Source organism: Frateuria sp. Soil773 (assembly GCF_001428405.1).
Lineage (GTDB): Bacteria > Pseudomonadota > Gammaproteobacteria > Xanthomonadales > Rhodanobacteraceae > LMSL01.
In genome coordinates, this window is the sequence record NZ_LMSL01000018.1 from 43,068 (window position 1) to 62,418 (window position 19,351).

General features: G+C 70.4%; 24 protein-coding genes. 2 read left to right on the forward strand and 22 right to left on the reverse strand.

Annotated elements, in window-relative coordinates; all coding sequences use genetic code 11:
- Positions 1-76: 76 nt before the first annotated feature.
- The 9 genes from atpG to queD all read right to left on the reverse strand — a co-directional run bounded on the left by atpG (position 77) and on the right by queD (position 6,608).
- Complete coding sequence (gene atpG, locus ASG87_RS08155) at positions 77-1,006, reverse strand: F0F1 ATP synthase subunit gamma (RefSeq protein ID WP_056003565.1); 930 nt, start codon at positions 1,004-1,006, stop codon at positions 77-79.
- 126 nt (positions 1,007-1,132) lie between these two features.
- Entirely contained in the window at positions 1,133-2,683 is a 1,551-nt protein-coding gene (gene atpA, locus ASG87_RS08160) for a F0F1 ATP synthase subunit alpha (protein WP_056003568.1), read from the reverse strand.
- 112 nt (positions 2,684-2,795) lie between these two features.
- Entirely contained in the window at positions 2,796-3,329 is a 534-nt protein-coding gene (locus ASG87_RS08165) for a F0F1 ATP synthase subunit delta (protein ID WP_056003571.1), read from the reverse strand.
- A gap of 3 nt (positions 3,330-3,332) precedes the next feature.
- On the reverse strand, positions 3,333-3,803 hold the full coding sequence (locus ASG87_RS08170; protein ID WP_056003574.1) for a F0F1 ATP synthase subunit B: 471 nt from the start codon (positions 3,801-3,803) through the stop codon (positions 3,333-3,335).
- 83 nt (positions 3,804-3,886) lie between these two features.
- Positions 3,887-4,174 carry a F0F1 ATP synthase subunit C gene (atpE, locus tag ASG87_RS08175; RefSeq protein ID WP_038622390.1) on the reverse strand — a complete coding sequence of 96 codons (288 nt, stop codon included), beginning with the start codon at positions 4,172-4,174 and terminating at the stop codon, positions 3,887-3,889.
- Between the two features lie 79 nt (positions 4,175-4,253).
- On the reverse strand, positions 4,254-5,093 hold the full coding sequence (gene atpB, locus ASG87_RS08180; RefSeq protein WP_056003577.1) for a F0F1 ATP synthase subunit A: 840 nt from the start codon (positions 5,091-5,093) through the stop codon (positions 4,254-4,256).
- A 3-nt stretch (positions 5,094-5,096) separates the two neighbouring features.
- A complete protein-coding gene (locus tag ASG87_RS08185; RefSeq protein WP_082582840.1) occupies positions 5,097-5,462 on the reverse strand; it encodes a hypothetical protein in 366 nt (121 codons plus the stop codon).
- Between the two features lie 244 nt (positions 5,463-5,706).
- Positions 5,707-6,096, reverse strand: a complete 390-nt coding sequence (locus ASG87_RS08190; RefSeq protein WP_056003584.1) for a phasin family protein — start codon at positions 6,094-6,096, stop codon at positions 5,707-5,709.
- A 149-nt stretch (positions 6,097-6,245) separates the two neighbouring features.
- Complete coding sequence (gene queD, locus ASG87_RS08195; RefSeq protein WP_056003782.1) at positions 6,246-6,608, reverse strand: 6-carboxytetrahydropterin synthase QueD; 363 nt, start codon at positions 6,606-6,608, stop codon at positions 6,246-6,248.
- Positions 6,609-6,744: 136 nt separating this feature from the next.
- Between queD and ASG87_RS08200 the strand changes: the two genes are divergently transcribed.
- The gene (locus ASG87_RS08200; protein WP_056003587.1) at positions 6,745-7,719 is read left to right on the forward strand and encodes a DUF2974 domain-containing protein; all 975 of its coding nucleotides are present in this window, start codon (positions 6,745-6,747) and stop codon (positions 7,717-7,719) included.
- A gap of 168 nt (positions 7,720-7,887) precedes the next feature.
- Positions 7,888-8,556: an ankyrin repeat domain-containing protein gene (locus ASG87_RS08205; protein ID WP_056003590.1), complete on the forward strand. Its 669-nt coding sequence runs from the start codon at positions 7,888-7,890 to the stop codon at positions 8,554-8,556.
- Between the two features lie 40 nt (positions 8,557-8,596).
- Here ASG87_RS08205 and ASG87_RS08210 read toward each other — a convergent pair whose 3' ends face one another.
- From ASG87_RS08210 to ASG87_RS08270, 13 genes are all read right to left on the reverse strand, one after another.
- A complete protein-coding gene (locus ASG87_RS08210) occupies positions 8,597-9,703 on the reverse strand; it encodes an ABC transporter permease (RefSeq protein WP_056003593.1) in 1,107 nt (368 codons plus the stop codon).
- Positions 9,700-10,638, reverse strand: coding sequence for an ABC transporter ATP-binding protein (locus ASG87_RS08215; protein ID WP_157510974.1), 939 nt, complete (start codon positions 10,636-10,638; stop codon positions 9,700-9,702). Before ASG87_RS08215 ends, ASG87_RS08210 begins: the two co-directional genes overlap by 4 nt.
- Before the next feature lie 7 nt (positions 10,639-10,645).
- Positions 10,646-11,614, reverse strand: a complete 969-nt coding sequence (locus ASG87_RS08220; RefSeq protein WP_056003598.1) for an HlyD family efflux transporter periplasmic adaptor subunit — start codon at positions 11,612-11,614, stop codon at positions 10,646-10,648.
- Positions 11,601-12,269 (reverse strand): TetR/AcrR family transcriptional regulator, encoded by a 669-nt coding sequence (locus ASG87_RS08225; protein WP_056003601.1) that lies wholly within the window; start codon positions 12,267-12,269, stop codon positions 11,601-11,603. Before ASG87_RS08225 ends, ASG87_RS08220 begins: the two co-directional genes overlap by 14 nt.
- Positions 12,270-12,431: 162 nt before the next feature.
- Positions 12,432-13,763: a LysM peptidoglycan-binding domain-containing protein gene (locus ASG87_RS08230; RefSeq protein ID WP_056003604.1), complete on the reverse strand. Its 1,332-nt coding sequence runs from the start codon at positions 13,761-13,763 to the stop codon at positions 12,432-12,434.
- 13 nt (positions 13,764-13,776) lie between these two features.
- Positions 13,777-14,508, reverse strand: coding sequence for a type III secretion HpaP family protein (locus ASG87_RS08235; RefSeq protein ID WP_056003607.1), 732 nt, complete (start codon positions 14,506-14,508; stop codon positions 13,777-13,779).
- 10 nt (positions 14,509-14,518) lie between these two features.
- Positions 14,519-15,007 carry a hypothetical protein gene (locus tag ASG87_RS08240; protein ID WP_056003609.1) on the reverse strand — a complete coding sequence of 163 codons (489 nt, stop codon included), beginning with the start codon at positions 15,005-15,007 and terminating at the stop codon, positions 14,519-14,521.
- Positions 15,008-15,023: 16 nt separating this feature from the next.
- Positions 15,024-16,364: a FliI/YscN family ATPase gene (locus ASG87_RS08245; protein WP_082582842.1), complete on the reverse strand. Its 1,341-nt coding sequence runs from the start codon at positions 16,362-16,364 to the stop codon at positions 15,024-15,026.
- Positions 16,345-16,983, reverse strand: a complete 639-nt coding sequence (locus tag ASG87_RS08250) for a FliH/SctL family protein (RefSeq protein WP_056003612.1) — start codon at positions 16,981-16,983, stop codon at positions 16,345-16,347. The genes ASG87_RS08245 and ASG87_RS08250 overlap by 20 nt, the downstream gene beginning before the upstream one ends.
- Positions 16,980-17,663: a hypothetical protein gene (locus ASG87_RS08255; RefSeq protein WP_056003615.1), complete on the reverse strand. Its 684-nt coding sequence runs from the start codon at positions 17,661-17,663 to the stop codon at positions 16,980-16,982. Before ASG87_RS08255 ends, ASG87_RS08250 begins: the two co-directional genes overlap by 4 nt.
- The gene (gene sctJ / locus ASG87_RS08260; RefSeq protein WP_162258334.1) at positions 17,653-18,447 is read right to left on the reverse strand and encodes a type III secretion inner membrane ring lipoprotein SctJ; all 795 of its coding nucleotides are present in this window, start codon (positions 18,445-18,447) and stop codon (positions 17,653-17,655) included. The genes ASG87_RS08255 and sctJ overlap by 11 nt, the downstream gene beginning before the upstream one ends.
- A 26-nt stretch (positions 18,448-18,473) precedes the next feature.
- Positions 18,474-18,875 (reverse strand): hypothetical protein, encoded by a 402-nt coding sequence (locus ASG87_RS08265; protein WP_157510965.1) that lies wholly within the window; start codon positions 18,873-18,875, stop codon positions 18,474-18,476.
- Between the two features lie 30 nt (positions 18,876-18,905).
- Positions 18,906-19,247 carry a hypothetical protein gene (locus ASG87_RS08270; protein WP_157510966.1) on the reverse strand — a complete coding sequence of 114 codons (342 nt, stop codon included), beginning with the start codon at positions 19,245-19,247 and terminating at the stop codon, positions 18,906-18,908.
- Positions 19,248-19,351 lie beyond the last annotated feature (104 nt).

Here is a 19,351-nt window from a genome sequence, read left to right on the forward strand (position 1 = left end):
TGGGGAATGGGGAATCGTCGAAGCGCGGATCGCTGCTGTTTCGATTCCCTATTCCCTATTCTCCATTCCCGGATGCTTATACCGCCGCGGCGCCACCCACGATTTCCGAGATTTCCTGGGTGATCGCGGCCTGGCGCGCCTTGTTGTAGCTCAGCGTCAGCTCGCCGATCACCTTGTTCGCGTTGTCCGAGGCGCTCTTCATCGCGACCATGCGCGCGGCATGCTCGCTGGCCAGGTTCTCCAGCACGCCCTGGTACACCACCGACTCGATGTAGCGGCCGAGCACGTGCTCGAGCACGGTCGCCGCGTCCGGTTCGTAGATGTAGTCCCAGTCGTGCTTCTGCTCCAGCTTCAGGCCGGCCACCGGGTAGCTGGGCGTGCTGGACGGCTCGGCCTCGGTCGCGATCATCTCCGCCGCGACCACCGGCAGCGGCAGCAGCGCCGATATCGTCGGCTTCTGCGTCATCGTGTTGACGAAGTCGTTGTAGGCCAGGAACACGCGGTCGAGCTTGTCCGCCGCATACGCGTCCAGCACCACCTTGATCACGCCCACCAGTTGCTCCAGCTTCGGCTTCTCGCCGAGGTGGCTGGCGCTGCCGATCAGGTTGACGCCCTTCAGGCGGCGGAAGAACGACACCGCCTTCTGGCCGATCGCCACCACGTCCACCTGCACGCCCTTGTCCTGCCACTCGACGATCTGCGGCAGCAGCCGGCGGAACAGGTTGGAGTTGAGGCCGCCGCACAGGCCGCGGTCGGTGGAGACCACCACGAAGGCGACCCGCGCCACGTTCTCGCGCTGCACCAGGAACGGATGGCTGAAGTCGGTGTTGGCCTGGGCGATGTGCGCGATCACCTTGCGCATCGCACGCGCATAGGGACGCGACGCCTTCATCAGATCCTGCGCCTTGCGGATCTTCGAGGCCGAGACCATCTCGAGCGCACGCGTCACCTTGCGCATGTTCTGCGTGCTCTTGATCTTGGTTTTGATTTCGCGTCCGCTTGCCATGGGTTCTCGCTCGCTTTGCTCACTCGGGGGAATCGGGAATGGGGAATAGGGAATGGTTCAAAGCAGAGCGCGATGCGCCGGTGCTGTTCCGATTCCCGATTCCCGATTCTCGATTCCCGGCTTCTCTCACCAGCTACCAGTCTTCTTGTACTCGTCCAGCGAGGCCTTGAAGGTGGCCTCGATGTCCTTGTCCCAGTTGCCGGTGGCGACGATGGTCTTCATCAGTTCGCCGTGGTTCTGGTGCATGAAGGCATGCAGGCCCTTCTCGAACGGCAGCACCTTGTTCACCGGCAGGTCGTCCAGGTAGCCCTGCTCGGCGGCGTACACCGACAGCGCCAGCTCGGCGATCGACAGCGGCGCGTACTGCTTCTGCTTCATCAGCTCGGTGACGCGCTGGCCGCGGTCGAGCTGGGCGCGGGTGGCCGGGTCCAGGTCGGAGGCGAACTGCGCGAACGCGGCCAGCTCGCGGAACTGCGCCAGCGCCAGCTTCACGCCGCCGGACAGCTTCTTCACGATCTTGGTCTGCGCCGAACCGCCCACGCGCGACACCGAGATGCCCGCGTTCACGGCCGGGCGGATGCCGGCGTTGAACAGGTCGGTCTCCAGGAAGATCTGGCCGTCGGTGATCGAGATCACGTTGGTCGGCACGAACGCGGACACGTCGCCGCCCTGGGTCTCGATGATCGGCAGCGCGGTCAGCGAGCCGGTCTTGCCCTTCACTTCGCCGTTGGTGAACTTCTCGACGTACTCCTCGGACACGCGCGACGCACGCTCGAGCAGGCGCGAGTGGAGGTAGAACACGTCGCCCGGGTAGGCCTCGCGGCCCGGCGGGCGCTTCAGCAGCAGCGAGATCTGGCGGTACGCCACGGCCTGCTTGGACAGGTCGTCGTACACGATCAGCGCGTCCTGGCCGCGGTCGCGGAAGTACTCGCCCATGGCGCAGCCGGAATACGGCGCGATGTACTGCAGCGCGGCCGCCTCGGACGCCGAGGCCACCACCACGATGGTGTTGGCCAGCGCGCCGTACTCTTCGAGCTTGCGCACCACGTTGGCGATCGACGAGCGCTTCTGGCCGATCGCGACGTAGATGCACTTAATGCCGGAATCCTTCTGCGCGATGATCGCGTCGATCGCCAGCGCGGTCTTGCCGGTCTGGCGGTCGCCGATGATCAGCTCGCGCTGGCCGCGGCCGACCGGGATCATCGAGTCGACCGACTTGTAGCCGGTCTGCAGCGGCTGGTCGACCGACTTGCGCCAGATCACGCCCGGCGCAACCTTCTCGATCGGGGCCTGGAGCTTGGCGTTGAGCGGGCCCTTGCCGTCGATCGGGTTGCCCAGCGCATCGACCACGCGGCCGAGCAGCTCGGGGCCGACCGGCACTTCGAGGATGCGGCCGGTGGTCTTGGCGACGTCGCCTTCGCGCAGGTGCTGGTACTCGCCCAGCACCACCGCGCCGACCGAGTCGCGCTCGAGGTTCAGCGCCAGCGCGTAGGCGCTGCCCGGCAGCTCGATCATTTCGCCCTGCATCACGTCGGCCAGGCCGTGGATGCGCACGATGCCGTCGGACACGCTGATGATCGTGCCCTCGTTGCGGGCTTCCGCGCCGAGCTTGAACTGCTCGATGCGGCTCTTGATCAGTTCGCTGATCTCGGACGGGTTCAAGGTGGTGCTGGACATGGGTCGTTATCCTAAAGATCTAGAAACGAGTTAAGAGGAGTGAGTGGTGAGTCGAGAGCGGTGGCGGTTGCGTGTCCACTCGTTTCTCACTTCTCCCCGCTCTTTTCTGCTGTCAGTTGGCAAGCGCGCCGGACAACCGCGCCAGGCGGCCGCGCGCGGAGCCGTCGATCACTTCGCTGCCGGTGTCGATCACCACGCCGCCGAGCAGCGACGCATCGACCCGGGTCTCCAGTTCGATCTCGCGCTTGAAGCGGCGCTTCAGCGAGGCCTTCAGCTGCTCGGCCTGCGCGGCGTCGAGCGCCATCGCGCTGGTCACCTTGACCAGCAACTGCGACTCGGCCTCGCGCTTGTGCGCCTCGTACAGTTCGGCCACTTCCGGCAGCAGGTTCAGCCGGCGCTGGTCGGCCAGCGCCAGGAGGAACTGCGCGAACGGCGCGTCGGACGCCATGCCCTGCGGCAGGTGCAGCGCGGCGAGCTGCGCCGGCAGCACGCGCGGATCGCTGATCAGCGCCGCCACCTGCGCGTCCTTCGCCACCGCGGCGGCGAAGGACAGCGCCTGCGACCAGGCGCCCAGCGCGCCGGCGTCGTGCGCCAGCTCGAAAGCGGCGCGCGCGTACGGACGGGCGAGAGTGATTGCCTGGGCCATGGTTTAGATCTCGGCCGCGAGCTGGTCGAGCATGGCCTTGTGCGCCGATGCGTCGATCTCGCGCTGCACGATCTTCTCCGCGCCCTGCACCGCCAGGCGGCCCACCCAGCCGCGCAGCTCCTCGCGGGCGCGCTGCTGCATGCTGGCGATCTCGTCGGCGGCGACGGCCTTCAAGCGGGCGGCCTCGGCCACCGCGTCCGCGCGCGCCTTGTCGACGATCTGGTTGGCCTGCTGCTGCGCCTTGTCGACGATCTCGGCGGCCTGCTGGCGCGCCTGCTTGATCTCGACGGCCACCTTGGCGTCGGCATCCTTCAGCTCGGCGCGCGCGCGCTCGGCCGCCTCGAGGCCTTCGGCGACCTTCTTCTGGCGCTCCTCGATCGCGTGGTTGAGCTGCGGCCAGATGAACTTGGTGGTGAACCAGACCAGGATGGCGAACGACACCATCTGGCCCAGGAAAGTCAGGTCGATATTCATGAGCTTTCCAATTAACTCCGGTAACGCGTTAAACCGCCGATCGCCGCAGCATGTCCGTGCTGCGGCGACTCACCTCGGGCAGATCAGCCGCCGACGGCGGTCTTCAGCGCGGCGATGAGCGGGTTCGAGAACGCGAACAGCAGGGCCACGGCCAGGCCGATGATGAACGCCGCGTCGATCAGGCCGGCGAGCAGGAACATGCGGCCCTGCAGCAGCGGCACCAGCTCCGGCTGGCGGGCGGCGGATTCGAGGAACTTGGAGCCCATGATGGCGATGCCCAAGCAAGCGCCCAGCGCGCCCAGGCCGATGATGACGCCGATGGCGATGGCGGTGAGGCCCTGGACGTGAGCGACGAGTTCGACGAGGTTCATGGAGTTCTCCTGTGAATCTTTCTAAAGAAAAGTGTGGTTGAGGCTAAGCGGATTAAAGCGGAACCGGATGGAACAAACGTCAGTGATGCTCACGCGCCGTGGCGATGTACACGATCGTCAGCATCATGAAGATGAAGGCCTGCAGCAGGATGATCAGGATGTGGAAGATCCCCCAGGCGGTGTTGAACAGCACGCCCGGCACGAAGCTGATCCAGCTCGCGAACAGGCCCGCGATCAGCATGAACACCAGCTCGCCGCCGTACATGTTGCCGAACAGTCGCATCGCCAGCGACACCGGCTTGGACAGGTACTCGACCAGGTTCAGCAGGAAGTTGAACGGCATCAGGACCAGCTTCACCCCGAGGCTTTCCGCATGGAACGGCGCGGTCAGCAGCTCCTTGCCGAAGCCGAAGCCGCCCTTGGCCTTCATGCCGTGCGCGATGATGATGAAGAACACCGCCACCGACAGGCCCACCGTGGTGTTCAGGTCGGCCGTCGGCACCCAGCGGAAGAAGGTGTGGTGCGCGGCCTCGGCGCCGGCCACGGCCTTCACCGACCAGCCCGGCGCGTCCAGCGGCAGCAGGTCCATCGTGTTCATGAAGGTGACCCACATGAAGATCGACAGCGCCAGCGGCGTGATCGTGCGGCGGTCGCCGTGGAAGGTGTCCTTCACCTGGGTATCGACGAACTCGACGATCATCTCGACGAAGGCCTGGCCCTTGGACGGCACGCCCGCGGTGGCGCGGCGCGCCTTCAGCCAGAACCACAGGCAGAACAGCACGCCCAGCGCGAACGCCACGACCAGCGAGTCCAGGTGGAGCCGCATGAACGGGTTGCTGCCATCGTCCAGCACCAGCGTGTTGTGGTGCAGGTGATGCTGGATGTATTCGGTTAGACCGCCCTGCGGCTCGCTCGCCATGCCTCAACCCTTGAATCTGAATGCCAGCAGATTTATTGCGTACGCAGCCACCAGCCCCGTGATGGCGGCCAGCGGCGGCAATTTGAATTGACCCAGGATCACGACCAGCCCTCCGACGATCGCGATCCATTTGAGGATCATGCCCGCCAACAGCCGTCCCATCGCCAGCCCCGCTCCGCCCAGCCCGGCAAACGCCCGCGCGGAAAGCAGCGCGGTACCGAGCGCCACCAGCGTGGCGCCCGCAGCGGCCGCCATCGCTTCACGGCGCCCCTGCGTCAGGAAAGCGAGACCTACCACAGCCGCCACCACCAGCTGCAGCATCACGATGCGCAGCGCTAGACGTCGACCGGAGGCAAGACTGTTGAGCACGTGAGATTCCCGCGCGGCTTCGCACTAAGCGTCACCCTTGCAGCTACGGGCCACGATCCAATCCCAAAAAGTATATCAGCGAGGCATTTACAGCGACAAGCCGCAGCCGCTGCGACATCTTGTCCTGCGCGGTCCGCATTCACATTCGGGGCGACCGGCCGCCGGGCCAAAGAAAAGGGCCGGAGCGCAGGCTCCGGCCCTAGGCGTCAATCGCGGGGAGGGCAGGCGACGCCAGTCAGTCGAATTACTTGGCGGCGGCCTTCTTGACCGCGGCGGCGACCGGCGCGACGGCGTCGTTGGCGGCCTGCTGCTGCTCCTGCGCCAGCGCATTGAGCGACTCGGCGGTCTTCTGGGTCACGGCGAAGATCTCCTGGCCCACCGCAACGGCGCGCTCGGCGGCCTCGCGGTTCAGGGCGACGCCCTTTTCCCACAGGCCGCGCAGGCCGTCGGCGTCGCGCGCTTCCACCGCGCCGGCGAAGAAATCGGCGGCGTTGCGGGACTGCTTCTCGAGCGCGCCCAGCTGCAGCGCGGCGACCTGCTCGATGCCCTTCAGGGCAACCGCCTGGGCGCGGAAGGCGTTGTCGGTGAACTGCTTGGCGTAGGCGAAGATCTGGTTGTTCAGTTGCTGCGTCATGGCTTGTCCCCTCGCGGGAATTGGGAGTGGAACAAGCCTAGCAAGGAATTTTGTGCAGTGCAATATATTTTTCGTGAACGAACCGATCCGTCATCGAAAATTCAATCAATGCAACCTGTTATGACAAGGCCGCGAACTTCCGCGCCGCGTCAAAAACTGTCCCGGCTGCAGCTCGCGCCGGAGGTGCAGGTCTCGTGCACCACCACCTTGTCGAGGCCGGGCAGCGCCGGTTCGAGGCGGCGGAAGATCCAGCGCGCCAGCGTCTCGCTGGTGGGATTCTCCAGGCCGGCGATGTCGTTGAGGTAGTGGTGGTCGAGCTGGTCGTACAGCGGCGCGAACGCCGCCTTGACGTCGGCGAAGTCCATCACCCAGCCCAGTTCCGGCGACGGTTCGCCGGCCACGTGGATCTCGATCCGGAACGAATGCCCGTGCAGGCGCGCGCACTTGTGCCCGGCCGGCACGTTCGGCAGGCGATGCGCCGCCTCGATCTGGAACACCTTGAAGATATGCATGCCGCGCATTCTAGCGCCCGGGCCCCGACCGCATCACCGCACCGCCTCGGGCAAACCCCAGCTAGGGATCGCCCTAGCTGATCGTGCGGCGACGCCGGTCTATGGTGGGGGCCACATGCCCCGGGGAGGTGTTGCGATGTATCTGGAAACGCAGACCTATCGCAACCATGCGACCGGCCTGGCCACGGACACGGCCTCGCCGGCCGGCGCCGCCCCGCCGGCAGCGGCCGGCACGCCGCACCGGTCCACCCCGCAGCTCGCGTTCAATCCGGCCCTGGCTGGTCTTGCGCGGCAGTTGTTCGCCGGCGGCAACGGCGCGGCCGCCTTCGACGCCCGGGTCCGCGGCACCGATGCCCGGTCGATCGACATGCAGCTGGCGCGGATCAGCCAGGATGTGTACGACCCGTCCAGCCGCGGCATCGATGGCTGGCAGCGGCTGGACGACGGCCAGTTGCGCGCCGCCGGGATCGACCCGGCCTCGCTGGAAGACCCCTCGACCGGCTTCCGCGCGGCTGTCTACCAGGACGCTGGCGGCAACCACGTGCTCGCCTTCGCCGGCTCCAACGACATCAAGGACTGGCTGGACAACGCCCGCCAGGGCGTCGGGCTGCCGGCCGCCGAGTACAACCAGGCGGTGGCGCTGGCGACGCAGGCGAAGGTGGCCTTCGGCCACGACCTGGCGATCATCGGGCATTCGCTCGGCGGCGGCCTCGCCTCCATGGCGGCGCTGGCCACGGACACGCCGGCGGTCACCTTCAACGCCTCCGGCCTCAACGACGCGACCCTGCGCCGGCTGATTCCCGAAGGCGATCCCGCGGCGCTGAAGCGGCAGGCGGAGCAGGGCCTGGTGCGCCGCTATGCGGTCGATGGCGAAGTGCTCACCAGCGCGCAGGAAGGCACGCCGCTGCCGGACGCGGTCGGCCACAAGATCGCGCTGCACGACCCGGCGCCGGTGGCGGCCCCGCAACTGCACTGGTACGACTGGCTGTACGGCAAGGCGGAAGTGCTGGAAGCCGGCTACCAGGCGGCAAAGCTGAAGCATTCGGTCGACCTGCACATGATCGACCCGGTGATCGACGCGCTGGGCAAGGACCATCCCTGGACCGCATGATCCTCCGCCACGCCGCGGCAGCACGCGACGGCGCAGCCGCATCGCCGGCACGCAGGACCACCGCCCATGCCCAGCCGCCATCGGAACAGTAGTCATCGGGTCCGCCGTTGGGCATGCTGGCTGCTATCCGCCGGCCTGCTGGCCGGCAGCGCTTCGGGAACGACACGGATGGAACACGCCCACGCGGACCAGGTTTTCCCCGATACGCGGGTCGCCGCGCTGGCCGACGCCGCCGCCGCGGGCAATGCCGCCGACGTGCGGTCGCTGGTGGCCGGGGGCGCCGATCCCAATGCCCATGGCGAGCACGGCGTCACTCTGCTGGAATGGGCCCTGCTGCAGAAGAACCTTGCCGGCCTGCGCGCGCTGCTCGACGCCGGCGCCCGGCCCGGGCAGCCCGGCATCGGCGGCGCCACCGTCCTGCACATGGCCGCGATGGCGGACGACCCGGCCTACCTTCGCCTGCTGCTCGACCACGGCGCCGACCCGAACGCGCCGCACGGCTCCACCGGCGCGCCGCCGCTGGCTGCCGCACTGATGAATCCGCGCGAGGACGCCTTCGACCTGCTGCTTGCGCACCACGCCGACCCCAACCGCGCCGACCACCTGGGCAACACGCCCCTGCACGTCGCCGCACAGGTGCACAAGACCGCCGCCGTGCTGCGGCTGCTCGAAGCCGGCGCCGACCCGGCCTTGCGCAACCGCCGCGGCGACACCTTCCAGGCCTATTTCAACGTGCTGCCGGCCGGCGGCCTCAATCCCGCCGCCAAGGCGCAGCACGAACGCGTCCACCAATGGTTGCGCGAGCATGGGGTGGCGGTGGAAGGTCCGGCCGGCTAGCCGCGGAACATCGCCGGGCCGGCCACGATGGCCATGCCCGTCAATCCAGCCGTTTGTGGAAGCGCAGCACCGCCGCGGCCAGCGCGACGGCGGAGAACGCCGCCAGCGCGGCCAGTTCCGGCCACAGGTCGCCCAGCCCGGCGCCGCGCAGCACGATGCCGCGCACCAGCCGGATGAAATGGGTGAGCGGGAACAGTTCCGCCAGCCATTGCGCGATCCGCGGCATGCCCTCGAACGGGAACATGAAGCCGGACAGCAGGATCTGCGGCAGGAAGGTGAAGATCGCCGCCTGCATCGCCTGGAACTGGGTTGAGGCCAGGGTGGAGATCAGCACGCCCAGGGCCAGGCAGGCGACGATGAAAAGCAGCGCCGCCGCGTACAGGTCGGGCAGCGCCCCGCGCACCGGCACGCGGAACACGAAATAGCCGAGCAGCAGGACCAGCGTGGTCTGCAGCAGGCCGATCGCGACGAACGGCAGCACCTTGCCGAGGGTCAGCTCCAGCGGCGACAGCGGCGTGGTGATCAGGAACTCCAGGTTGCCGCGCTCGCGCTCGCGCACCAGCGCGATGGCCGTGAACATCACCATGGTCATGGTCAGGATCACGCCGACCAGGCCCGGCACGGTGTTCAGCGGCGCCAGCCGCTGGGGGTTGTAGTAGCTGGCGATCTCCACCTGCGCCGGCGGCGGCGACACCGCCCGCCCGGCCAGCAGCTCCCGCACCGGCAGCGCGCCGACCTGCCGCGCGGCCTGCTGCACCACCTGGTCGGAACCGTCGACCACCATCTGCACGGCCGGTCGGTCCGGCTCGGCCAGGCGGTGCTCGAAGTCCGCCGGGATCACCAGCGCGGCGCTGATCCGGCCTTCCTTGAGCAGGCGGTCGATGCCGGCCGGCGTGGTCAGCCGGTAGCGGAAGTCGAACACCTGCGACTGCGCCAGCTCGGCCACCAGCTCGCGCGCGTTGCGCGTCTGCGCCTGGTCGACCACCGCCGCCGGCAGGTGCCGCACGTCCAGGTTGATGGCGTAGCCGAACAGCAGCAGCTGCATGGCGGGAATGCCTACGATCATCGCGTAGGTGAGCCGGTCGCGGCGCAACTGGCGCAGCTCCTTCACCACCACCGCCCACAGCCGGCGCAGCGCGGCGCTCATGCCGCCGGCTCCGTCGCCGCGCGCGCATCGTCGGGGGCATGCGTGGCGGCGACGAAGACGTCCTCCAGGTTCGGCCTGACAGGCTCGACCTTCGCCTCGATGCCGGCCTGCGACAGCGCGCTGCCGATGCGTCCGGCGACATCGTCGCCATCGTCGGCCAGCACGCGCAGGCTGGCGCCGATCTGCGCACAGGAGCGCACGCCGTCGAGGCGTTCCAGCGCCCGCTGCGCCTTCCGCGGCGCCTCGCATTCCACCTGCAGTACGCGTCCGGGCAGGGCATCCATCAGTTCGCGCGGACGGCCTTCGGCCATCAGCCGGCCGCGCTGCAGGATCGCCAGGCGGTGGCAGCGCTCGGCCTCGTCCATGTAGTGGGTGGAAACCAGCAGGGTGGTGCCGGCGTCGGCGAGCGCGAACAGCGCGTCCCAGAAGTCGCGCCGCGACTGCGGATCGACCGCGCTGGTCGGTTCGTCCAGGAACAGCAGCTCGGGACGGTGCAGCACCGCCGCGGCCAGCGCCAGGCGCTGCTTCTGGCCGCCGCTCAGGGTGCCGGCGAGTTGCGCGCGCTGTTCGCCCAGGCGGTAGACCTGCATCAGCTCATCCAGCCGCCGGCCGGCCGCTGCGCGGTCCAGCCCGTGCACCTTCGCCACGAAATCGAGGTTCTCGGCCACCGTGAGGTCGTCGTACAGCGAGAACTTCTGCGTCATGTAGCCGATCCGCCGCCGCAGCGCCTCGGCCTCGCGCGGGATCGCCAGGCCGAGCACGCGGATCTCGCCTTCGCTGGGCAGCAGCAGTCCGCACAGCATGCGGATGGTGGTGGACTTGCCGCAGCCGTTGGGGCCGAGGAAGCCGAACACCTCGCCGCGGCGCACGGCGAGGTCGAGATGGTCGACCGCGACCAGCGCGCCGAAGCGGCGGGTCAGCCCGTGCGTCTCGATCGCGGTTTCAGCGTCGCTCATCCGGTGCCTCGGCGTGGCAGGGCAGGCCGGCCGGCAGCCGGCGCGCGGCCACGCCCTGCAGCACCAGCTCGGCGCGGTACGACAGCCGTGAGGCGTCGTCGCCGGTGAGCGCGTAGTACGGCGTGAACGCCGGCTCGCTGCGCACGCTGCGCACCACCGCGTCGAACGGCGCATCCACGCCATCGACGTGGACCGGCAGGTGCTGGCCCGGCTGCAGCGAACTGCGCAGGCGCTCCGGCACGTAGATCCGCGCGTACGGCTCTTCGCCGGCGAGCAGGCTGAGCACGGTCGCACCCATGGGCGGCTGGTCGCCGAGCCGGAACGGCAGCGCATCGACGCGGCCGGCGCGCGGCGCGCGCACGTCCAGGCGCTCGCGGGCGACGGCGAGCTGGCGGGCCTTGGCCTGAGCACCGGCCAGCGCCGCCTCGGCCTGTTCCAGTTGCTCCGGCCGGGTGCCGTGCAGCAGTTCGGTGAGCTGTGCGCGCGCGGCATCCGCGCTGGCCTGCGCCATCCGCAAGGCGGTGGCGGCATCGTCGAGCTGCGCCTGCGCGATGGTGCCGCTGCGGCGCAGGGCGAGCGCGCGCTCGTGCGCGCGGCGGGCATTGGCGGCATCGCTGTCGGCACGGGCCAGTTGCGCGCGGCTGGCGTCGATGGTCTCGATGCGCGCGCCGTGGCGCAGTTCGTCCCGTTGCGCGCCGAGCCGCTGCACGTCGGCGCGGGCGGCCGCCAGTTCGGCGTCGGTGCGGCGCGGATCGAGCTGCAGCAGCAACTGGCCGGCCTGCACCGTATCGCCTTCCTTCACCGCCAGCGCGATCACCGGCTCGGAGGCTTCGGCCAGCACGTTCACGCGGTCCCATTCCAGGGTGCCGGGCATGTCGGCCGGCGCCTGGCGATGGCAGGCGGCAAGCAGCAGCGCGGCCGCGCACGGCAGCCAGCGGCGGTCAGTTCGAGGCATGGGGTGGCTCCAGTCCGCTGCCCAGCAGGGCGAGCACGTGGCGGCTCAGGGTCTCGGTGTCGATGTCGGCGCTGTCCGGCAGCCGCCGCCATACCGGCGCGGCGGCGAGCGCGAAGATGGTCAGGCCGACCAGCGACACCAGCAGCAAGCGCGGATCGAGCCCGGGATTGAGCAGGCCCGCGGCCTGTCCCCGCTGCACCAGCTCGCGCAGGCGCAGGGCGATGCCGGGCGCGATCCGGGCCAGCAGGTGTTCGCGCAGCAGGCCCTCCTCGGCGAGGATCTCGCGCACCCACAGCGGCGGCAGCCACGGCGTCGCCGATACCGTGGCGAGGATGCCGGCCGCAAGCCGCCGCAGCGCCTCGCGCGGATCGGCGCTGTCGATCTCCCCGAGCGTGCCGGCCACCCGCTCGACCAGCGGCTGCAACCGCTCCTGCACGACCGCGCCGATCAGCGCGTCGCGGCTGTCGAAGTAGTAGTGCAGCAGGGCCGGCGTGACGTGGGCGCGGCGCGCGATCGCGTTCAGCGGCGTGGCGGCGATGCCGCGCTCGCCGAACAGGTCCAGAGCGGCATCGAGCAGGCGCTGGCGCTGCTCGCCGGATTTCGCTGCGGGCGGGCGGCCGCGGCGGCGCGGGGGGCGTGGAGTGCGGGTTGCCATGCCGGCACATTATTTAAATTTGAATTCAATTTCAAATCATGGCCACGAAGCGGGGAGACCGGCTGGCCGCACGGTTGCAAGCCTTCTCGAAAGCCGATTTCCGGCGTTGCGGCCTGCCGGGCCGGGACGCGGTCGCGTTATCGCAACCGGCCAAAAGCTCCGCTACGGGCGATCGCCTTTGTCCGCCGCGCCGTCCTGGTGGCGCTGCCACAGGTAGCGCGGCAACTGGCGGCTGCGGAACTCCGCCAGATCCACCCCCGACGGGTAGCGCCCGCCCTCCCGGCACAAGGCCAGACGCAGGCCGCGGCGATAGCGGCAGCGCACGCTGTGCATGCGCCTGCGGCGGCGCAGCGCGGCCACCGCGGCACGGCGACGGCGCCCTTCCTCGCGCTGCTCGTCGGTAGGCGCGGCTTCCTCGTCCGGCTCGGCCTGCCGGGCCCGCAGCTCGTCGAGCCCGTCGCCGGTGCGCCGGGTCGCGGCCTGGCCTTCCCGGCCGATCGCATCGATCCGGCCCAGCCGGTCGTTCACCAGGCTGACCTGCATGCTGCGCCCGGCGCCCAGGTCGATCACCCGGCCGGCGCGCAGGCTGGCGGCCTGCGCCGCCAGCGCCTGCGGATCGATGAAGCCCGGTCCCTGCGGCATCGACGACGAGGAGGCCATCATGCTGCCGCCCAGTTGGGCCACCAGCAGCGCCATGATCTGCAGCTTCGCCTCGTCGTTGCCGGCGGCCACCGGCACGACGCTCCAGCTCGCCGAGGGCGACACACTCCAGCCGCCCTGCAGCGGCATTGCCTGGGTCACCGGCGGCGCACGGTCCGTGCCTGACGGTGGTGGCATGGGCGGCGGTGGCGGCAGCTGGCGGTCGTCGGTGCGCTGGCTGTTGGCGGCCTGCATCAGCAATCCGGCCGCCTGTGCATAGCTGAGCGCCTGGCCGGCGCCGTTCGCGCTGCCCGCACCGCCCGCGCCGCTGGCCAGTTGTACGCCATAGCCTGCGGGGACGGCAGCGGCATTGCCCGCCGACGGATTCGCCGCCAGCGGCACCGCCCGGCCGGCCGTGGCGATGCCCGCGTCGTTCGCCGGCTGGCCGGCCAGCCGCACGTCCACCTGCTGCGGCGACGTCGCCAGCACCACCGTGAAGCTGCGCGGCAGCGCAGGCGCGGACGGCAGCTCGTGCCAGTTCTGGCCGGGCGGCGGGTCGCGCGGGACCTGGCCGCGGTTCGCCTCGCTGCCATCGTCGTGCGGAACCTGCCCCGCGCCGGCAGGCAGGTTCAATTGCATGCCCGGCGTGAGCGGCGTATCGGCGCGCAGTCCCGGGTTGACCCCGAGCAGGGCGTCGACCGTGAAGCCCAGGGTCCGCGCCAGCCCGCCAACCGTATCGCCGGGCGACATCGCGTAGCGGAACGGCATGCCGTCGCCACCGCCGTAATCGCCCCGGTGGCCGCGCAGGCCAAGCATCGACAGATCGTGCGACAAGTGCGATGACAGCCAGCCCATGGGAATGCCTCCGTCAGCCGAGCAGGATCGGGTCGATTTCGAGCGTGCCGAGGTTGCCGGCGGCGAACCGCTCGATCAGTTGCGGCGCGCCGTCGACCAGGGCGCGGTAGCTGTCCGCCGAGCGCGTGTCCGCACGCAGGCGCCAGCCCTGTTCGGTGCGGCTCAGCCACAGCTCGGTGCCGGGCAGCACGTCGTCCTTCAGCGTGAGCATGATCTCGCGCGTCTGCGCCGAGCTGCGCGAGCTGGCGTCCGGCACCAGCAACTGCTTCACGTGCCGCTCGATCAGCTCGGCCAGCGCCGGCGCCAGCATGGCCGGGCCGGCCGCGGCCGGCTGCTGCGCGGCATGCAGGATGACCTGCTGCGCCTGCTGCTGGAACTGCAGGCCCACCGGCAGCCCGCCGAGCGATTGGCCGTCGCCCTGGCCCTGCTGCTGCCCGTCGCCGTCCCGCCCGTCGTCGTCGCCCCGCGGCGGCACGAGCGGCTTGCCGTCGGCGGCGCCGAGCTGGCTCTGCAGAAGCTCGCGCAGGGCCTGCTCGTCGGGCGATGCTTTCCTGCCGGTGCCGCCGGCCGTCCCGGCGACCTCTTCGTCGGGCGTGTCGCCGCGCTTTTCCATCAGCTTGCGGAAGCGCGGGGCGTCCTCGCGCTCGCGCGCCGGATCGGCCTTGTCGCGCTGCTTGTGCGTCGCCTGCCGGGCGGCGGCGGCATCGCGCGAAGAAGACGATGATGAAACGGATTCACCGTGCATGGTATGGCCCTCAGCGTGCCGGCGCCTGGTGCAGCAGCAGCTCTTCCAGGCTCTGCTCCTCGCGCCATTCGATGCGGTTGCGCGCCTCGCGCAGCCACCCTTGTTTCAGTTCGCCCACCGCGTCGAGCTTGCGGCGCGCCTGCCGCCACGCCGCGGCGGCCGCTTCCAGTTCGGCCGCCGCCTCGGCGCACTCGCGCTCGCGCTCGGCCAGCACCAGCCGGCTCGCGCCGATGCCGTGGTCGAGCAGGGCCAGGTGGCGCTCATAGCGGGCCATCGCCAGCGCGGTGGGCACGCCGTCGTCGAAGAGATCGCGCCATGAGGAGGTGGCGAACGATTGGCGGTCGGCCTGCGCCTGCTCCAGTTGCGCCTGCGCCGCGGCGCGCTGCCGCTCGGCCTCGTCGTGCCGCGCGCGGCAGCGCTGCAATGCCGACTCCAGCGCGCGCAGGCGGATGTCGCGTACGTGGCGCAGCGGTTCCAGCGGGAATTGGTTCGTACTCATGCGCTTCTTCCGTCTTTCACGTGCATGCCGTGCTCAGCCGGCTGCGCGTCGCGGCGAAGTCGGCCTGTTCGTGGGTGCCCTGGCGCAGCAACTGGTTGATCGCCTCGATCCGCGCGATCGCGGTATCGGCATCGGCATCGCCGCCGGGCTTGTACTCGCCCAGTTGCAGCAGCATCTCGATCTCGCGGTACTTGGCGAGGTAGCGCCGCAGCAGGCCGGCGGCGCGCTGCTGCGCCGGCGCGGCGACGCGCGGCATCAGGCGGCTGGCGCTGGCGAGGATGTCGATCGCCGGGTAGTGGTTGGCCTGGGCCAGCTTGCGCGACAGGTAGATGTGGCCGTCCAGGATCGAGCGCACTTCCTCGGCGATCGGGTCGGTGCCGTCCTCGTCTTCCATCAGCACGGTGTAGAAGGCGGTGATCGCCCCCTTCTCGTTGGTGCCGGCGCGCTCGAACAGGCGCGGCAGCGCGGAGAACACCGACGGCGTGAAGCCGCGCCGCGACGGCGGCTCGCCCATCGCCAGGCCGACGTCGCGCAGTGCGCGCGCGAAGCGGGTGACCGAATCCATCATCAGCAGCACGTTCATGCCGCGGTCGCGGAAATACTCGGCGATGGCGGTGCCGAGCCAGGCGACGCGGCTGCGCTCCAGCGCCGGGCGGTCCGACGTGGCGACCACCACCACGCTGCGCTTCAGGCCTTCCTCGCCGAGGCTGTCGTGCAGGAACTCGCCCACCTCGCGGCCGCGCTCGCCGACCAGCACGATCACGTTGACCTCGGCCTGCGCGTTGCGCGCCAGCATGCCGAGCAAGGTGCTCTTGCCGCCGCCGGCCACGGCGAAGATGCCGGTGCGCTGGCCGCGGCCGATGGTCAGCGCGGCGTCGATTGCGCGCACGCCGGTCGGCATCGCCTCGTCGATCGCGCGGCGCCCCAGCGGGTTGGGCGAGGGCGCGTACAGCGGCACGCGCTCCACGCCGGCCAGCGGGCCGAGCCCGTCCAGCGGCTCGCCGTGCGCGTCCAGCACGCGGCCGAGCAGGCTCAGGCCGGCCGGCGCGGTGGCCTGCTTGCCGGTGGCGGTGACGATGGTGGCGCTGGAGATGCCCTCCAGCGGGCCCAGCGGGGTCAGCAGGGTCTGCTGCTGCGACACGCCGACCACCTCGGCCGGCAGGCTGAAGCCGGTATCGGGCTGTTCCAGCAGGCACAGCTCGCCGATCGCCGCGCGCACGCCGGTGGCGCGCACCAGGGTGCCGTAGGCCTCGGCGACGCGGCCCACGCGCTGCAGGGTGTCGCGCCGGCTCAGCGCACGCAGCAGCGGGTCGTCGCCCGTCGGCAGCGGCTGGAATTCAGGCGTCTGGACGGCCATGCCGGCCTCCGCTGGCCTGCTCGGCGGCGGCGAGGATCACCCGCGCCTGGTCGAGCTGTTCGTTGAACCCGGCGCGCACCACGCCGCCGGCCGATTCGATGATGCAGTCGAAGCGGTCCAGCTCCGGGTCGCCGATGATCTCGGTGTCCGGCGCCACTGCCGCGCCCAGCGCGGCGACCTCGGCGCGCGCCTGCTCGGCCACGTCCGGATGCACGCGTACCAGCAGGTGAGGCTCGAACACCAGCTTCTGCATCGCCTCGGCGACCAGCGCCGCGACCAGCCGCTCGGCGCCCAGCGCCGGCGCGATGTGCCGCACCACGCCGATCGCGATGTCGCCGGCGCGGCGGCGCAGGTCGGCGGTGGCGGCAGCGCGCGCCTCGGCCAGTGCCTTCAACGCGTTCGCGCAGTCGCGCAGGCCGCGCTCGCGCCCTTCCACCAACCCCTCGTGGCGCGCCTGCGTGCGGATCTGCTCGACCTCGGCCTCGGCCTGGCGCAGCAGCGCATTGGCCTGCTCGACGATCTGCTGCGCCTGCTCCAGCGGCGTCCACGCCGACGCCGGCACGACGCCGGCATCGAGATAGAGCCGGAAGCGCTCGCGGTCGGTGACCAGTGCGTTCATGCCGCCGGCTCCGCTTCGTCGTCGCCGGCAACTTCCGCGGCGAGGCCGACGTAATGCGCCAGCCGCTGCGCCACCGCGTCGGCCGGCAGCCAGCACTCGCGCGCGCACGGCTCGGCCGGGATCGCCGCATAGGCCAGCCCCAGCCGCGCCGCCAGCACGCCGCCGGCGCGCTCGGCATGGCCGAGGAATTCGATCTTGCCCCGCTCGAACAGCGACGAGCGCAGCGCCGCGGCGTCGTGCCCGCAACGCTGCAGCAGGGCGTTGCCCATCAGGCGGATGGTCTCCGAGGCGCGGCCGCGCCAGGGGTCGGCCGCCTGCACCAGGCGCCACAGCTCGGCGCCGACCGCCTCGCGCAGGAAAAGCACCGCGTTGCGCTCCAGCACCACGCGCAATGCCGGCGCCAGCGACAGCGCGCCGAGCTCGCGGGTGAAGTCCATCAGCCGCGGCTGCGGCCACAGCAGCCAGGGCTGGTCGTCCTGCCAGGCCTGCCAGCGCTCCTGGTCCGGCTCGAACAAGGCCGGCGCGCGCGCCAGGGCGGCGCGGGTCAGGTGGCGGCGGCCGAGCGCGGAATGGCGGGCACGCTCGTGCAGCGCCGCCGGGAAATTGCCGCAATGCTGCGGATGCAGGCCGTCGAGCAGGGCCTGCGCATGGCACTGGCGCAAGGCGCGTTCAGCGCTCACCCGGCACCTCGCGGCGGCTCAGCGAACGGGTCTGCCGGCCCATCAGCGCATAGCGGTTGCGCCACAGCAGCACGCCGGCAAGGACCAGCGCCAGCACGGCGAAGCCGATCAGCAGCAGCGAGGCGACGTCGCCGCGCATGCTGCCTGCGAGCACGCCGCCGCGCGTCGCGGTGGGCGCCACCTCGGTCGGCGTGCGCTGGAAGAACTGTACGGTGACCCGGCTCGGGTCGGTGAGCCCCTCGGTGCCGTTCATCACGATCGACTTGATGTCCGGCGCGCGGCTCTCGATGCCGGCATTGGGCCGGGCGATGATCATCACCGCCGCCGAGCCGACCGGCGGCTTGTCGGCGATCGGGTCCTTGTCGGGGATCGACAGGCTGACCGAGGCGTCGACCACGCCGTCGAGCTTGCGCAGCGCGCCGGCCAGCAACTGCTCGCGGGCGTAGATGAAGCGCTGCTTGTCCTCGGTCGGCGAGGAGACGAAGCCGTCCTTCTTGAACAACTGGCCGACGCTGTCGGTGCTCTGGCGCGGCAGCCCGGCGTCGTTCAGCACGGCCACGGCCGCCGGCATGTCGCGGCGGTCCAGCACCACCTGCCAGCCGTCGCCGCGCTCGGCCGGCTGCTTGCCGGCATCGATGCCGTGGTTGAGCAGGGCCGCCACCACCTCGTTCGCCTGCTGCTCGTCGAGCTTGGAATACAGCACGTCGCGGGCACAGCCGGCCAGCAGCCCGAGCACGAGCAGCAGGGCCGCCAGCCGCCATGGCCGCGACAGGGAACGAGGCATCGTCCAGCTTTTCACCATGTCGATCCTCAGGACTGCTGGCGGAACAGTTGCTGCACGCCTTCCGAACTGCGGTTGGCGACGTTCGAGGTGAGCTCGGCCTGGAACACCAGCTCGTGGCACTTCAGCGTCATGTCGATGATCTGGCCGGGCGAGAGGTCGCGCGAGTTCGCCTTCATCGCCTCGGACAGCTTGCCGAGGCGGCTGGCCTGGCCGTTGAGCGAATCGAACTGGCCGAGCACCGCCTTGAGGCTGGGCGACAGCTCGTGCGACACCGGCGTCACCGCCTCGGTGGCGGCCGGCTTGGGCGCGGCGTCGGCGAAGCTCTGCTTGAACTTGGCGACGTCGTCGAGATGCGCCGGCGCCGTGTTCGCCGCCGGCGTGGCGGCGAAGTTGGCGACGCTGAGCATCTGGGTCGGGAGCACATTCATGTATCCACCTCCACGTGGGTCCGGACGGCGTTACTGCTTGCGACCCAGCGTTTCCAGCGCCTGGCCCACGGCGTTGTTGGAGGTCGAGGCATTGGTCGAGAGGAACTGCATCTTCAGGCTCTCGGCGGTCAGTTGGGTCATCACCGACGGGGTGTCGCCGCCGCTCTCGCTGATCTTCGAGGACAGCGCGGTGACCTTGGAGGCCTGCTGGTCGAGCGCGTTGCCCCACGCCTTGGCCATCGCCTCGAACCAGCTCTTGGAATCGTCGGCGCTGGCCGACTGCCCGGCGCTGGCGCTGCCGGCGGCGATGGTGCGGGCCAGGTCGGGGAACTGCGTGGTGCTGCCGTTGCCGTTGATCGGGTTGCTGCTCATGTTCATCTCCTCGATTGGATGACGGGGCCACGCCGATCGATGGTGGGCTCCGGGGTGGACCGGCATCGCCGATCCGGTCGGCGCGAACGGCAACCGCCGCACGC

Excerpts from the sequence above, each read along its gene's own strand:
- atpG (WP_056003565.1), bottom strand. The coding sequence starts at position 1,006 with ATGGCAAGCGGACGCGAAATCAAAACCAAGATCAAGAGCACGCAGAAC.
- atpA (WP_056003568.1), bottom strand. The coding sequence starts at position 2,683 with ATGTCCAGCACCACCTTGAACCCGTCCGAGATCAGCGAACTGATCAAG.
- ASG87_RS08165 (WP_056003571.1), bottom strand. The coding sequence starts at position 3,329 with ATGGCCCAGGCAATCACTCTCGCCCGTCCGTACGCGCGCGCCGCTTTC.
- ASG87_RS08170 (WP_056003574.1), bottom strand. The coding sequence starts at position 3,803 with ATGAATATCGACCTGACTTTCCTGGGCCAGATGGTGTCGTTCGCCATC.
- atpE (WP_038622390.1), bottom strand. The coding sequence starts at position 4,174 with ATGAACCTCGTCGAACTCGTCGCTCACGTCCAGGGCCTCACCGCCATC.
- atpB (WP_056003577.1), bottom strand. The coding sequence starts at position 5,093 with ATGGCGAGCGAGCCGCAGGGCGGTCTAACCGAATACATCCAGCATCAC.
- ASG87_RS08190 (WP_056003584.1), bottom strand. The coding sequence starts at position 6,096 with ATGACGCAGCAACTGAACAACCAGATCTTCGCCTACGCCAAGCAGTTC.
- queD (WP_056003782.1), bottom strand. The coding sequence starts at position 6,608 with ATGCATATCTTCAAGGTGTTCCAGATCGAGGCGGCGCATCGCCTGCCG.
- ASG87_RS08200 (WP_056003587.1), top strand. The coding sequence starts at position 6,745 with ATGTATCTGGAAACGCAGACCTATCGCAACCATGCGACCGGCCTGGCC.
- ASG87_RS08205 (WP_056003590.1), top strand. The coding sequence starts at position 7,888 with ATGGAACACGCCCACGCGGACCAGGTTTTCCCCGATACGCGGGTCGCC.
- ASG87_RS08210 (WP_056003593.1), bottom strand. The coding sequence starts at position 9,703 with ATGAGCGCCGCGCTGCGCCGGCTGTGGGCGGTGGTGGTGAAGGAGCTG.
- ASG87_RS08220 (WP_056003598.1), bottom strand. The coding sequence starts at position 11,614 with ATGCCTCGAACTGACCGCCGCTGGCTGCCGTGCGCGGCCGCGCTGCTG.
- ASG87_RS08225 (WP_056003601.1), bottom strand. The coding sequence starts at position 12,269 with ATGGCAACCCGCACTCCACGCCCCCCGCGCCGCCGCGGCCGCCCGCCC.
- ASG87_RS08230 (WP_056003604.1), bottom strand. The coding sequence starts at position 13,763 with ATGGGCTGGCTGTCATCGCACTTGTCGCACGATCTGTCGATGCTTGGC.
- ASG87_RS08235 (WP_056003607.1), bottom strand. The coding sequence starts at position 14,508 with ATGCACGGTGAATCCGTTTCATCATCGTCTTCTTCGCGCGATGCCGCC.
- ASG87_RS08240 (WP_056003609.1), bottom strand. The coding sequence starts at position 15,007 with ATGAGTACGAACCAATTCCCGCTGGAACCGCTGCGCCACGTACGCGAC.
- ASG87_RS08245 (WP_082582842.1), bottom strand. The coding sequence starts at position 16,364 with ATGGCCGTCCAGACGCCTGAATTCCAGCCGCTGCCGACGGGCGACGAC.
- ASG87_RS08250 (WP_056003612.1), bottom strand. The coding sequence starts at position 16,983 with ATGAACGCACTGGTCACCGACCGCGAGCGCTTCCGGCTCTATCTCGAT.
- sctJ (WP_162258334.1), bottom strand. The coding sequence starts at position 18,447 with ATGCCTCGTTCCCTGTCGCGGCCATGGCGGCTGGCGGCCCTGCTGCTC.
- ASG87_RS08265 (WP_157510965.1), bottom strand. The coding sequence starts at position 18,875 with ATGAATGTGCTCCCGACCCAGATGCTCAGCGTCGCCAACTTCGCCGCC.
- ASG87_RS08270 (WP_157510966.1), bottom strand. The coding sequence starts at position 19,247 with ATGAGCAGCAACCCGATCAACGGCAACGGCAGCACCACGCAGTTCCCC.